Origin of the sequence: Vibrio crassostreae, assembly GCF_041439375.1 — a bacterium.
GTDB classification, from domain to species: Bacteria; Pseudomonadota; Gammaproteobacteria; order Enterobacterales; family Vibrionaceae; genus Vibrio; species Vibrio crassostreae_D.
In genome coordinates, this window is the sequence record NZ_JBGONY010000091.1 from 1 (window position 1) to 13,349 (window position 13,349).

A 13,349-nucleotide genomic window follows, 5' to 3' on the forward strand; every position below is an offset into this window, starting at 1 on the left:
ATAATCACCCATACTGGCCGTTTCTATCTGAGATCCAATTAGGAAACAAAGCCCAGTGCCGGGCAAGACATGATTGCCGATGCCCAAATGACGCGCTTTATCTTCCGTAACAGCGTAGTTGAAAACCCAACTAACACACCTGGTTGTGATGCTGGCCGTTCAGGCTGTCAGATAACCCCAACAGAAGCTGCCCAGTTCATGAATAGTGTTCAAGAACTGCGTGAACAGACGCGAATGGGTATCCCCGCTCTATTCAAATCCAATGCTCGTAACCACATAGATCCATCAGCTAAAGCAGGGATCAACGTTTCTTCAGGTGCCTTTTCTGCTTGGCCTAAAGAGGCAGGTTTAGCAGCCACTCGTGACATGGATTTGATCACTGAATTTGCTGGCATCATGAATGACGAATGGTCTTCAATCGGCCTGCGCAGTATGTACGGATACATGATGGATTTGGCAACAGAACCTCGCTGGTATCGAGTGCATGAGACCTTTACCGAAGATGCAGATTTAGCGTCTGACATTATGCGCTCACTGATCAAAGGGTTGCAGGATGGCGGTGAGGTCAACGAAGACAGTATCGCGCTAACCATCAAACACTTCCCTGGCGGCGGTCCACAAGAAAACGGCGGTGATCCACACTATGACTTCGGTAAGAACCAAGTCTATCCACAGAACAATTTTGATTATCACCTAAAACCGTTTATTGCCGCAATTGAGGCTGGCGCTTCTTCAATCATGCCTTACTACGGCATCCCTGTAGATCAAAAGTGGATGCCAAATGATGTTGGTATGTCCTTTTCAAAAGGCATTGTCACCGATTTGCTCAGAGACGAATTAGGCTACACAGGTAACGTGAACTCAGATACCGGCATTATTGGCGATCGAGCATGGGGTGTGGAACACAAAACGATTGATGAACAGGTTGCAATGGCGGTCGAAGCAGGCGTTGATGTGCTTTCAGGTTTCCATGATAAAGAAGTCATCGTGAAACTGGTCGAAAAGGATCTGCTCACCGAAGAGCGTGTCGACCTATCCGTAACGCGCTTACTTGAAGAACAATTCAAGCTTGGCCTTTTCGAAAACACTTACGTTGATGAGAAAAAAGCCCAAGAGATTTTAGGCAACGAGAAGTACCAAGAACGCGCTGATTACGCACAGAAAAAATCTGTCGTCTTACTTCAAAATACCAATAAGACTTTACCTTTAGCTGAATCAACCGCACAAGATCCTGTTGCTCTGTATGTCATGGGAATGGACGAAAACATTGCAGGAGACGACAAGTACAACTTTGCCGTGACTTCTGGTGATTACGAAGCGGGAGAAACGCGTCCACCAGTACCAGCCGATACGGACTATGCGGTTATTCGTGTTCGCGTATCTAATGAAGGCTCAGATCCTGATCTTATCTTTGGTGGTGCAAACCCAGACGAGCTCGATATTCTTGCGTTCAGTGAAATGGATACAGCTGCATCTTGGCATATTGAACCAAGCCTAAGCGACATTAAAGCCGTCATGAACGAAGTGGGCGCTGACAAAACGGTATTGTCCATCAACTTTAGACAACCCTTCGTGCTAGACGATCAAAGTAACCTTAAGCAAGCCGGCGCCGTGATAGCGACATTTGGTGTCTCGGACAGTAACCTAATGGAAGTGCTTTCAGGCAACTTTGCTCCTCAAGGAAAACTGCCATTTGCTCTAGCGAACAGTGCCCAAGCCATTCAAAACCAAGACTCAGACTACCCTGGGTATGATCAAGCCGACACCCTTTACCCGTTCGGACATGGTTTAAGTTACGAATAATATTTGAGCTAATTCAGGCAGTGTTGAGCACTGCCTTTCCTTCTTAGATACCAAGGACAAAGTCATGGAACATATCTTACAACTGGGTTGGGATGATCACGCTATTCCACATAAGATCTGGATAGAACAATACTACGATGGGTGTCGTATCTGCTTGAAAGTCGTAAAGGACGTTGAGCCAGAAATGCTCTCATTGATTGTTCCAAATATTGATGTGCAAACCACTCATAAAGCGTGGCAAGGTAAAGCGACGAACATTACACCGGCCTATGATGACGGCGTGTTGTTCACTCAAACTCGCTCGCTATTCAATTTACCTCACGGCTGCGTGATCTGGGCGGTAACACATATCCAGATGCAAAACGGCTTAAAGATGTCGGCAGACAAACTGTGCTTCGTACCAAAATACAGCAATCAAGATTCTTGTTTTAAGGTTCCGGCATAACGCGACTAAGCACTCGTTCAAACCACAAAATCGCGACCAACAAAAGGCCAACGTTCACATGCTGGCCTTTGTTTTATCTGCTATCTGTCAGAATCAGGAGTTAATTAATCAACATCAGCGAATCGAGAATGCCTTTGCCACTGTGGATTCCACCTTCATTTTCGCTAGCGGGTTTGCTGCGGATTAAATAGCCCGCGTAGCCGTCTAGCTCTGTTACTGGCTCACCTTTGTAGTAAGCGGTGAACAAACCCACTTCGCTGACTAAGTCTGTCACGAGCGTTTGTTGGGTATCACGCACTGCAATGGTCGGCACGTCTCGCTCATGTGGGTACAAGCGCTGCATCAGAGCCCAAGCGTCGTATTCTTCCGGTTTAAGCTGGTTCAATTGTTCACTGATGTCATCACCAAATACGCAGTGACCGCCGCCCTCACCTTGGTTTTTCAACACCCACTCTTGCTTATTAGCTTGCGTGTTAAACCACTCTATTGATTCACTGGTGATTGGCTTCATATCGGCTAATACACTCTTGGCCAATTCGGCTTCTTCTAACGTTAAACTCCAGCGTGTGTATTCTGTTGCTGGCATCATGGTCAGCAGCATTTGCATGGTTTTACTGGTCGCTAACTGTTGGCTGATGGTCGCGTTCATTGCGACATGGTGTTGTTCCATAAACAAGCGAGTCTGACTTAGTGTGTGGCAACAAATCGATTCGTTGAGTTCTGGAGCCCAGTAATCTGAATACTGATAGCCAGCTCTTAGATAAACCACATCGACCGCACCAACATCTTGCAGCAACAAACGTTGGTTATCTCCTGTTGAAAGCTGACAGCTCAATTGTTCAAAGGTACGACGAACCGTGCGAATGCCCTGTTTTTGCAGCTCAACTTCAAGCAAATGTTGGTCATATACATTGTCTTCGTTCTTCTGAACCACCACCAAGAAAACTGGTTTATCTTGCTCATCGAAATCGGTTTTCACTTGCCTTGCAGCATTAGCGATACCATAAGCCAACTGCGTTAAGCCTTGGTTTTCAGCTGGTGTTGCTGACAATTCTTCCAACCAATGGTTATAAACGTTTGGCCATTGGTTTTGCATGAATGAGTGGAACTCTGTAGCGCGTTGACCAAAAGGCGCCATTCCTGCCGCAATGCCATTAAACTCAATCACTTTTGCACCGTGTTGGCGATCGTCCATAAAATCAGTACGCATCATCAACAAAGGTTGTCGCGCTGGATTCAAGCGCTCATCCGCACTGCCGTGTGCTTGTCGGTGCAACTCCATCAAGCGACCAAAAAACGGGTCGGCTTTCGCCATATCGCTCAATGATGACTGTAAAAAGTCGTGGTCTTCAGAAACATTATTGATGAGCTTGGTGATCAGCGGCGTCACCTTCAACAGGTGTTCAAAAACCTCACGCTCAATACTCATTGGAGCAAGGCTAAAAGGGCAATGTCTCGCGGCATTGTCAGACTGACGAAAAGCGACACCGTGCATAATGGCCCACTCACAAGCCTCTTCAATTACTTGCTGCGGAATCAATGGCATTGAATTCATTTAGATATCTCATTCTTGGCGGGCATTTAGCACCCGTAGTAAGACGATGCTCATTCTAAAAAGACGAAATAAATTTCAAAAAGTTATTTCGCCGCTTTGATCATCGTAGCTTGAAGTTTACAGCTGAGGTTCTTGAGTCTTATTAACAATGAGGTCGCGAAGCCATTTGTGGCTTGGTTCAGAGTCAAAGTAACGATGCCAAAGCAAAAACAAACCACCGGGAACCAACTCAATGGGAATCGGCTTCATCACCAGCTCGCCACTCTCAATATAGTCACGAACCGAGTTGTACGGATAACACATCAGCAAATCGCTTTGCTTACAAAGCTTTACTGCACTGGTGATGTCCGACACGTTGGCGGCTTTGTTAATTTGAAGCTGTTTGGCTTGTAAGATTTCCAGTAGCAACCAGTCGCCAACGCCACCGGTCACTAACTGAATATGACGGTATTTAAGGAAGGCTTGCAGATTCCACTCTTCTTGAAGCACTGGGTGATCATTGCGCATCAAACACACAGAGTAATCTTGCAGCAATTCGACATGGTTCAGCTCGGCAGGAATGTTTTGAATGTGGGTACTCGCCCTTTCATCGAGCTCAAAAATTCCAATCCCAAAATCGACCTCACGCTTTAGTAAGCGCTTAAAAGTTTCGCTGCTCCAAGTAGTGCTGTTTACCGTAATGTTCGGCGCATCTGCCAGCGCGTTAGGCATAAATTTAGGGTAAATCGCGGTATAAGCGGTTTCAACAAGATCGATATTAAAAGTGCGTTCGCTATCTTTCGGTTCAAAGATGTCCGGCACGGTTAGCTGTTCAACTTGCAGAAGGATCTGATGAATCTTAGGCGCTAAAGAGGTGGCTTTCGGGGTTGGAAACAGACCTTTTGACTCGCGTTCAAACAAAGGGTCATCAAACAAAGAGCGTAGCTTGGTGAGTTGCTTACTCACCGCAGACTGACTAAGGAACAATCGCTCTGCCGTTTTGCTCACACTGCGCTCTTCAAGCAACACGTGTAAACACAGCAGTAAATTCATATCACATTTGAGTAAGCTCTTAACATCTACCATGATATTCCTTAGATTCAGATTAATGATGACTTTATGTCACTTTAAATCATATCACAAACTTGTTAATTTAAGCCCATGTAACCTATGAGTTAATAACTCAAAAAAATAATAGACCTAAGGAATACTCATGAATTTTCTAGCACTCCCTAAGATTGATTTGCACTGCCACCTAGACGGAAGTGTTCGTCCAGACACCATTATTGATCTGGCGAAACAGTACGGAATCGAACTGCCTGAAGATCGCGATGCGGTTGTTCAATCTCTAACGGTGCCAGAAGATTGCAAAAACTTAGATGAGTACCTGGCTTGTTTCAGCTTGCCACTGCAAGTGATGCAGACTGAAGAAGCGATTGAACGTATCTCTTTCGAGCTTTACGAAGACGCTGCACTAGAAAACGTTAAGTACCTAGAAGTTCGCTTTGCACCAATCCTGCACGTAAATAAAGGTCTGTCTCTTGATACGATCATTGCAAGCGCAGTTAAAGGCATGAAGCGTGCTGAAGAGAAATACGACATCAAGGGCAACTACATCATGTCTGTACTTCGTATGTTCCCTAAAGATTCTATCAAAAACGTAATCGACGCAGGCCAACCTTACCTAGGTAAAGGCGTGGTTGCATTTGATATCGCTGGTGGCGAAAAGCCAGGTTTCTGCGCTGAATTCCCTGAATACACGCAATACGCTCTTGAAAAAGGCTACCGCATTACCGTGCACGCTGGTGAGCAATGGCATGGTCAAAACGTTTACGATGCAGTAACTATGTTGGATGCTGAGCGTATCGGCCACGGTGTTCACATCCAAGGTAACGAAGACGCGTACAACATCGTTAAAGAGAAGCAAGTTGCACTTGAGACTTGCCCAACAAGTAACGTTCAAACTAAATGTATTCACAAATTCAGCGACCACCCAATTGCTGAATTCAAGAAAGACGGCATCGTTGTAACGATCAACACAGATAACCGCACTGTGTCGAACACAACCATGACTAACGAAGTGAAGCGTGTGTGTGAAACATTCAGCTTAACAAAAGAAGATTACGTAGAAATCTACAAGTACTCTGTAGAAAGTGCGTTTGCTTCAGATGAAGTGAAACAGCACCTAATGGATTTTGTAGAGCAAATCTAATTTAAGCAATCTTGATTGCTAAGTAGAAAAACAGGAAGAGAAAGGCTGAGGCTTTTCTCTTTTTTTATGCCCGAAAATCGCTAATCTTGCAGTATTCGTCATTTAGACCGAGACTCTCGGAAAGTGGGCAAGCATGAGTAATACAAACGTTAAAACTGAACTAGAAAAGATGCTATCTGGGCAAGTATATGATGGTGCAGACCAAGAAATTGATACCATGCGTTCCAATGCCAGAAAATCGCTAATAGCTTTCAACAACCATCAAGACCCAGACCAGCAACACACATTGCAAGAGCAGTTATTTGGGAAAGTCGGCAGTAGCAGTTTAATCCAGCCCCCTTTTCATTGTGAGTTTGGTAAAACCATCGAGATTGGCGAAGATACCTTCATCAATATGAACGTAGTAATGCTAGATGGTGCGAGAATCAAAGTCGGCAACAATGTTTTAATTGGACCAAGCGTCCAATTCTATACGCCATCACACTCCCTTGATTATCGTAGCCGCCGTAAATGGGAAACCTTCTGCTTACCAATAACAATCGAAGATGATGTGTGGGTTGGCGGTAATTCCGTTATCAACCAAGGCGTGACGATTGGCGCTCGTTCGGTTATCGCAGCTAATTCTGTGGTCAACAGCGATGTACCGCCAAACTGCCTATACGGTGGTACACCTGCCAAGTTGATTCGACACTTGAATGCCGAACAAGCCCACGACTAAACAAGCAAGTTGCGTATCCAAACCTAAAAACAAAAAGAGCCATGTTTCAATAACACGGCTCTTAATCTAATAAACAGCGTTGTTCTATCGTACGATTAACTTTCTACACAGTTCATCTCATTCACTGCTCTGAGGCCTGTAATGGGCTCCGTTCTAAAGCCTTCTCATACTCGCTTTGTGGTGAACTAAGATAGGTATTTTTCACAAAATCCTTCCACCCTGAAAATAGCAACTCTATCGGCTCATTCGTTATTCCAGATACATCACCGTTACTCTTTATGAGCTTGATAAAAGCCTCCTCCCCCCAAGAACGCTCGATAAACTCACCGATAGTATAACCGACTTCATAGATTGTTGAACCACCATTAGGGTTGATATATAACTCTTGAACAAGCCCATCAAAACGGGCTTTGATGGCATTCCTGTTATTCATGTGGAACCAATAATCTTCAGATTTATAGATAGCCACCGCTTCCCACAACCAACGAGGGTTATTCGCAAAATTGGGGTTGATTTGAAGTGTCAGTAAGTGCACAAATTCATGCAATGCTGTTCGTTGAATTTCACCACCAAAATAAAGCAGCCTGATTTCATTACTTTTAGGCTCGATGTAGCCTGTAGAAAACGCATATCGCTGTCCAATGCTACGCTCTTGCTCATCTAAGTAGGCCTTTGGCTTTGCCATACCCTCACTGTTATGACCGGTATTGAGTCCAGGCCGAAGCTCTTCATCAAAGGAGCCTGCTTGAGTAATAGCTCGTTGTGAATACTTGGAATTATCGCAGGTGAAGTTCCATCGTAAAGGACAAACTTGAACTGTCCTTTATCTGATTCATAGCAACCATCACATGCTTGCTCACCGCGAATTTGAAGCACGAAAGCCACGACTAAAACCAGCACCGACATGGTCAAAAACAAGAATGTAACGATAGACTTAGGTGGGTATCTTTTCATTTTCTACATCCTCAAATTTAACTCATTTGTCAAGGTGTCAATCTATTAAATTAACGCCAAGCGCCTGCAAGCTGTTTTCACACTGAACGGCATCAGTAAACTGGATAGCAGCCATACCCACAGATCTCGCACCTTCAACGTTATAAGGCATATCATCGAGGAAGACGGTTTCTGAAGCTTTAAGCCCATAATTAGATAAAAGCGCTTGGTAGATTTCAGGTTGTGGCTTAAGCATACCAAGCTCAGCGGAGACTGCCGCACCATCAAACAACGCCCAAAATTGATAGGTATTTTTTAAGTAATCAACAATCTCGACCACATTGTCGGTAAGCGCATACACACCATACCCAGATCGCTTTACACGCTCGATGAGTTCAACTGAACCGTGCAGTAAAATCTGCGTTTGCTTAACGTAATAAAACAAGCGTTCGCACTCTAACGGGGATAAGTCGAGTTCTTGTTGATAACGAAGCTTGGCCTCACTTTCGGTCAAGAATCCTTTGTTCAAATCCAACCAAATCGTGCTTTGGAAAATAGAACGAGCTCGAGACTCCAAGTCTTCAGTATCACCAAAAGTAAGACGGGCAATTTCCAGAGGTGCCCAACGCACAATGACATTGCCCACATCAAACACCACATTTTTGATTTCATTAGAACTCATACATACTCCCGTGATCGCCATGTTATTGATGGAAAAAAGACACAAAGTGCCACGCATCAAGATTCATAGCGAACGTTTATAAATTAAAAGTCTCGAGTAGAATATACAACCAATAGAGTACAAAAAAGACCATCATTACGACGGCCTTCTCAATATTCACTAACGAGTCAATCATCAACATAAATCAGCTTCAGATGGGAATATGGTCGGTGCGTTATACGTTTATGTCATCACCTGCACTCTTTTTGTTCTTTTTCCATTGAAGCGGTGTTATCCGTTCGATCGCTTAAACGCTCGTATAAATTGTGAGGCATCTGCGTATCCCAATTGAAGCGCAATATCTAAGATCGAATAATCTTGCTCTGTCATAACCCGCTAGCGAATTCAAAAGACAAAGCCATCTAAAAGCACTCACCAAGTTAAGAAATGAAAACTTAGCCATGTAGCTCGCGACTCAGAAAGCTCAAACATTCAAAGCACGTCCTATTGGATGTGCTTTTTTCTTATCTACTTGCAGGTAATCTCATCCTTCCGCCTATCAAGCAAAGAGAGAAAGGTGAGATACCAAGTAATTTTAAGATCGAGTAATAAATAGGATAAATATATAGGAAGTTTGGGGAATAACTATATAATATGATTACGCTTCAATAATTACACTCTCCATTTAACTAACCTCCTTACTCCTTATAACAATATTTTTACTGGTCACCTCCTCAATAAAATACCAGTTAATCAAGAATACTTTGTGATATCAATCTAGACTAAATTCCCAAGTACAACTTATTGATACTTCCCACCCAACAAATTAATCTCTCGTAAGAAAATTTTTACTAAAAACCGATATGAACTTAATTTTACGCATCAAAACAATTATACTCACCCCATACTGATAATGAGTTAAACGTTAGTAACATTGAGTAAAACTTGTTCAATAAACAACAAGTAAAATTCTCAAATTTGCAAAACTCAACTCATAGTTAATATTAAAAATATTTGGAACCAAAATCACAAGGGTAGGATTCTCTTGAATTTATTATCAGGGATGCTGACAAAAATAGAACAGGCATTGTTAGATGAATAATTCTGCAACGTATTTACTTGCTGCTTTACGAGAAAAAATCAAAGAGAAGGGGATTTGTTATTCCGATCTCTCTGCTGGGATGGGAATTCCTCTCTCAACCATTAAAAGACAACTGCACAACACGTCTTTAGGGCTGGATAAAATACTCTCGTACGCGACTCATTTAGATACTGACTTAGTAGAATTATCTATGCGAGGCAAACAGTTACAGCAAGAGAACGAACAGTTTATTACGGATATAAATAGTGAAATATTCCATCAATATCCGTACTTATTTGATTTTTGGTATCTATTGCGACGAAAAAAATGGTCACCACAAGATATTGCCAATAAATATCAACTGAGTCATACGTCAGTAGCCATATATTTTCGAGCATTAGAAATGATGGACTACGTAGAATTAAAAGGCGAAGATCAATACCGCTTCAAAGATCAAGGCCGTTTTATTTTTGAAGAAGGTTCTAAGCTTGATACGTTGTTTGCTAAGCGCTTTAGAGATGAAGTATTCAGCCATGACGTGCGCCCTCCGATCTGTATAGGACGCATTGCTATTACTGAAGAACAAGAAGAGAAGCTGGCGAGCGAGGTGTACAACAAACTGATTGAGTTTGATGTACAAAACAAGAATGGAGAAGGCAGTGAACGGCTCAGAAATGTGTTAATGACCTACACACCAGGCAATCAGATATTTCTTTCTGATACGATTCCAAATATTGACGGTGAATTATTAAAAGCCATATCGATGGCAAACGAATAATGATTAACACGCACTAATAACAAATTATATTTAATTGAGAAAGAATCTAATCGTAATCCATCAAGGCTACAATATTATTCAATAATTAATAACTTGTTATTTAAACAAGTTGAATAAAGAAAGAATAGACGCAAATAGCGCTCTTTTCTCATACCAATAAGTGAAATAAATAAGGCTGAATCTTCTTCACGAAACTCGGCAGGGCATGTCTCGACCTTTTTTCGCCTGATCAGATTCAAAAACCAATAAATAAAGGATATAACATGCAGTTTAAAACGTCTTTATGTGCGATTGCTGTCGGGGTTGCTCTAACACTAAGCGGATGCAACAGTAGTGATAATAGCTCGAATGTGGATGCTACACTTAAAGCAACCGAATTCCACAACACCATCGATCGTGCAGGTGTACCAGTGGCGTTACGTGATTTGCACGGCGGCCACCTGCGCTACATTCCAATGTTCGATAACGGCTCATGGCATGGCCACACGTTAGACACCAAAGGTGGTGAAATCACGCTAGGTGGTACAGCGCTATTGACCGAAGAATACGTATCATTCATGGCTGCACGTTTTGACCGTTTGGCTCTGACTGTCGACGGCCAGCCAATGCCGCTAAAACTGACAAACGCATACTCACAACCAGGTGCGTTGATTCAAACGTATACAGGCGATAACGGTATCGAAGCCGAGCTAGAAATGCGTTTTGTGACTAATCGTACTTCTCTTGTAAAAACCACCATCAAAAACCCAAATAAGCTAGATATTCAAGGTGAATGGGATGGTGAGTTGATGCAAAACTATCGTGCGGATGATGGCACGGCATACAAGAATGAAGACAGCACAGTCCGTAGTGTTGAAGAAGCTTACCCAACTTACTCCCGTGAAATTACAGCGACAGACAGTGGTGTAGAAGTCTCTTTTGGCGCAGTTCGTGATTCATGGTCATTGTTGACATCTGGCGATTCAAAGTTCGAAGTAACGCGTTCTATCAAACCAGAAACTTCTACCATCAATGACGACAAGAAAGGTTTCGTGCAAACGGCCTCTCTAGGTGATGGCGAAGAGATCACGTTATACACAGCTTACACTCACGTTCAAAACACCAAAGAACAAGCGTCTGAGTTTGCAAAACTGGATAAAGTGATGGCCGATCCAAAAGGTTACATGCACGATTCAGCAATGCGCTGGGAAGAATACCTAGAAAACGGTCTCACCAACGATGCGGCTTCAAAAGAGCATGAGTTTGTTGCAGTAAAAGCAATGGAAACATTGAACGCGAACTGGCGTGGTGCTGCGGGTGCGATTGACCACGACACAGTTACGCCTTCCGTTACGGCCCCTTACTTCTCAGGCAACATGACATGGCCATGGGATACGTGGAAACAAGCTTACGCAATGTCACACTTCAACCCAGATGTAGCGATGGAAAACATTCGCACTGTATTCCAATACCAAGTGCAGTCTGATGATCCAGTCCGTCCTTGGGATGAGGGCTACCTACTTGATGTCGTGACTTACAACCTACCAGCTGAACGCTGGGAAGGCATGTCTGCAGAATACAAAAAAGTGTTCCCTCAAGCGACCGATGGCCTGAACTGGAACGAGCGTAATACTAAGCCATCACTGGCTGCATGGGCTGTTTGGGAAGTGTATACGGCACTGAAAGACGAACATAACCGTTCCGAAGAAGCACAAAAGTGGCTAGAAGAAATGTATCCGAAGCTAGTGGCATTCCACGATTGGTGGTTACGCGCTCGTGATACCAACAAGAACGGAATACCGGAATATGGCGCAGCGAAAGATCCAATTCATACCGTTTTCGAAGATGATGTGAATGACGGTTCTTGGGGACCAGATGCGTCTGTGGACGACATGAAGTTCCAATATAAAGACGAAGCGAATGGCGATACGTGGATCAAAGAAACGAGTATCGAGAAGTACAATGAATTACTGACTTCTGGTGATTACACAGCAATGAGCATACCTGCGAAAGTTGCAGCGGGTTGGGAATCAGGGCGTGATAACGCAGGCGTATTCGGCTTTATCGACACTATCGATAACCTACAAGGATTATCTGAACAACCGACACAAGAAAAAGCGGAAGAGATAGACCAAATGGGTCGTTACGCTCATGACACTAATGGTTTCGACAATACGTATGACATCACTATGGGCACAGACGGTTCAGTGGTGACTTACCTCGATGATTCAGTTGAGAATATGAACAAGCTGGCTCAGGCGAAGAAAGATTGGGAGGTGAAGTTCAACGAAAACACGGATGATTCAAACAGCTTATCTGGTTACTCATTGATGCAAGAGTCGGTAGACCAAGCGTCTTACTGGTACTCAGACAACCTATACCTATCGCAAATCGCCGACGTACTGGGTAAAGCAGACAAAGCCGCTGGGTTTGCAGAAAAAGCTGCTGACACCAAAGAGTACATCAACCGTTGTATGTACGATGAGTCAACGGGCTTCTACTACGATATCGAAGTAATACCAAATGGACTCCCTAATCAATGTGCAGGTCCGGTGTTGGTGAAACGCGGTATGGGCCCTGAAGGTTGGTCACCGCTATTCAACAACGCAGCGACGCAAGAACACGCGGACAAAGTCGTGGAAAACATGCTAAATACTAGCAAGTTTAACTCACCTAAGATTCCGCTAGGTACGGCATCAATGGACAACCCGGCTTACGGCCCAGATATTTACTGGCGTGGTCGCGTGTGGCTAGATCAGTTCTACTTTGGTGTGCGCGGTATGGACAACTATGGGTACGGTGTAGAAGCGCGTCAAATGGTCGACAAGCTATTCCAAAATGCGCAAGGCCTAACAGAGGCTACCCCGATTCAGGAAAACTACAACCCAGAAACGGGTGAGGTTCAGGGCGCGAATAACTTCTCTTGGAGTGCAGCGCACCTTTACATGTTGTACAACGGTTTCGTGGGCAAATAGCAGCCACACTCATTAGATATTAGGCGTTGCAGATGATCCCCCTAGCATCTGCAACCGCTTAAGCCTCTTCAAGTCAGGTTTAAAAGTCACAGTAAATGCTGTGGCTTTTTATTATCTGCTTGCCTAATACCTCTATCTCCCCCTTATCTAATCGAGAAAGAGAATGAAGTCACACCCCCAGGGCGGGATCGCACTTTGTTAACAGATATGATCTAATAGCTCCAAACCCA

Annotated in this window: 11 protein-coding genes and 1 pseudogene; 6 read left to right on the plus strand and 6 right to left on the minus strand. The window is 43.8% G+C overall.

Going from position 1 to position 13,349, the window contains the following annotated elements:
* The first annotated feature begins 69 nt into the window (after positions 1 to 69).
* Both ACED45_RS22780 and ACED45_RS22785 read left to right on the plus strand, forming a co-directional pair.
* On the plus strand, positions 70 to 1,803 hold the full coding sequence (locus ACED45_RS22780; protein ID WP_371715081.1) for a glycoside hydrolase family 3 protein: 1,734 nt from the start codon (positions 70 to 72) through the stop codon (positions 1,801 to 1,803).
* Positions 1,804 to 1,867: 64 nt separating this feature from the next.
* Positions 1,868 to 2,248 carry a hypothetical protein gene (locus ACED45_RS22785; protein WP_017057786.1) on the plus strand — a complete coding sequence of 127 codons (381 nt, stop codon included), beginning with the start codon at positions 1,868 to 1,870 and terminating at the stop codon, positions 2,246 to 2,248.
* A 100-nt stretch (positions 2,249 to 2,348) separates the two neighbouring features.
* Here the strand turns inward: ACED45_RS22785 and ACED45_RS22790 are convergent, their stop codons facing one another.
* On the minus strand, positions 2,349 to 3,803 hold the full coding sequence (locus ACED45_RS22790; protein ID WP_371715082.1) for a glutathione synthase: 1,455 nt from the start codon (positions 3,801 to 3,803) through the stop codon (positions 2,349 to 2,351).
* A 117-nt stretch (positions 3,804 to 3,920) separates the two neighbouring features.
* The gene (locus ACED45_RS22795; protein ID WP_017061092.1) at positions 3,921 to 4,868 is read right to left on the minus strand and encodes a LysR family transcriptional regulator; all 948 of its coding nucleotides are present in this window, start codon (positions 4,866 to 4,868) and stop codon (positions 3,921 to 3,923) included.
* Between the two features lie 127 nt (positions 4,869 to 4,995).
* Here ACED45_RS22795 and add point away from each other — a divergent pair, with 127 nt between their 5' ends.
* The gene (gene add, locus ACED45_RS22800) at positions 4,996 to 5,994 is read left to right on the plus strand and encodes an adenosine deaminase (RefSeq protein ID WP_371715083.1); all 999 of its coding nucleotides are present in this window, start codon (positions 4,996 to 4,998) and stop codon (positions 5,992 to 5,994) included.
* Positions 5,995 to 6,127: 133 nt separating this feature from the next.
* The gene (locus ACED45_RS22805; protein ID WP_371715084.1) at positions 6,128 to 6,712 is read left to right on the plus strand and encodes a sugar O-acetyltransferase; all 585 of its coding nucleotides are present in this window, start codon (positions 6,128 to 6,130) and stop codon (positions 6,710 to 6,712) included.
* A 121-nt stretch (positions 6,713 to 6,833) separates the two neighbouring features.
* Here the strand turns inward: ACED45_RS22805 and ACED45_RS22810 are convergent, their stop codons facing one another.
* From ACED45_RS22810 to ACED45_RS22825, 4 genes and pseudogenes are all read right to left on the minus strand, one after another.
* Positions 6,834 to 7,397: a hypothetical protein gene (locus ACED45_RS22810; protein WP_371715085.1), complete on the minus strand. Its 564-nt coding sequence runs from the start codon at positions 7,395 to 7,397 to the stop codon at positions 6,834 to 6,836.
* Entirely contained in the window at positions 7,373 to 7,666 is a 294-nt protein-coding gene (locus tag ACED45_RS22815; RefSeq protein ID WP_371715086.1) for a hypothetical protein, read from the minus strand. The genes ACED45_RS22810 and ACED45_RS22815 overlap by 25 nt, the downstream gene beginning before the upstream one ends.
* Positions 7,667 to 7,703: 37 nt before the next feature.
* Positions 7,704 to 8,327 carry an HAD family hydrolase gene (locus tag ACED45_RS22820; protein ID WP_146491117.1) on the minus strand — a complete coding sequence of 208 codons (624 nt, stop codon included), beginning with the start codon at positions 8,325 to 8,327 and terminating at the stop codon, positions 7,704 to 7,706.
* A 214-nt stretch (positions 8,328 to 8,541) separates the two neighbouring features.
* Positions 8,542 to 8,722: pseudogene (locus tag ACED45_RS22825) on the minus strand (helix-turn-helix domain-containing protein); the annotation flags it as partial.
* Between the two features lie 678 nt (positions 8,723 to 9,400).
* Here ACED45_RS22825 and ACED45_RS22830 point away from each other — a divergent pair.
* Both ACED45_RS22830 and ygjK read left to right on the plus strand, forming a co-directional pair.
* Positions 9,401 to 10,165 (plus strand): transcriptional regulator, encoded by a 765-nt coding sequence (locus ACED45_RS22830; RefSeq protein ID WP_371715087.1) that lies wholly within the window; start codon positions 9,401 to 9,403, stop codon positions 10,163 to 10,165.
* Between the two features lie 263 nt (positions 10,166 to 10,428).
* Positions 10,429 to 13,119 carry an alpha-glucosidase gene (ygjK, locus tag ACED45_RS22835; RefSeq protein ID WP_371715088.1) on the plus strand — a complete coding sequence of 897 codons (2,691 nt, stop codon included), beginning with the start codon at positions 10,429 to 10,431 and terminating at the stop codon, positions 13,117 to 13,119.
* Positions 13,120 to 13,349 lie beyond the last annotated feature (230 nt).

Excerpts from the sequence above, each read along its gene's own strand:
- ACED45_RS22810 (WP_371715085.1), bottom strand. The coding sequence starts at position 7,397 with ATGGCAAAGCCAAAGGCCTACTTAGATGAGCAAGAGCGTAGCATTGGA.
- ACED45_RS22790 (WP_371715082.1), bottom strand. The coding sequence starts at position 3,803 with ATGAATTCAATGCCATTGATTCCGCAGCAAGTAATTGAAGAGGCTTGT.
- ACED45_RS22795 (WP_017061092.1), bottom strand. The coding sequence starts at position 4,868 with ATGGTAGATGTTAAGAGCTTACTCAAATGTGATATGAATTTACTGCTG.
- ACED45_RS22820 (WP_146491117.1), bottom strand. The coding sequence starts at position 8,327 with ATGAGTTCTAATGAAATCAAAAATGTGGTGTTTGATGTGGGCAATGTC.
- ACED45_RS22805 (WP_371715084.1), top strand. The coding sequence starts at position 6,128 with ATGAGTAATACAAACGTTAAAACTGAACTAGAAAAGATGCTATCTGGG.
- ACED45_RS22830 (WP_371715087.1), top strand. The coding sequence starts at position 9,401 with ATGAATAATTCTGCAACGTATTTACTTGCTGCTTTACGAGAAAAAATC.
- ACED45_RS22780 (WP_371715081.1), top strand. The coding sequence starts at position 70 with ATGATTGCCGATGCCCAAATGACGCGCTTTATCTTCCGTAACAGCGTA.
- ACED45_RS22815 (WP_371715086.1), bottom strand. The coding sequence starts at position 7,666 with ATGAAAAGATACCCACCTAAGTCTATCGTTACATTCTTGTTTTTGACC.
- ACED45_RS22785 (WP_017057786.1), top strand. The coding sequence starts at position 1,868 with ATGGAACATATCTTACAACTGGGTTGGGATGATCACGCTATTCCACAT.
- ygjK (WP_371715088.1), top strand. The coding sequence starts at position 10,429 with ATGCAGTTTAAAACGTCTTTATGTGCGATTGCTGTCGGGGTTGCTCTA.
- add (WP_371715083.1), top strand. The coding sequence starts at position 4,996 with ATGAATTTTCTAGCACTCCCTAAGATTGATTTGCACTGCCACCTAGAC.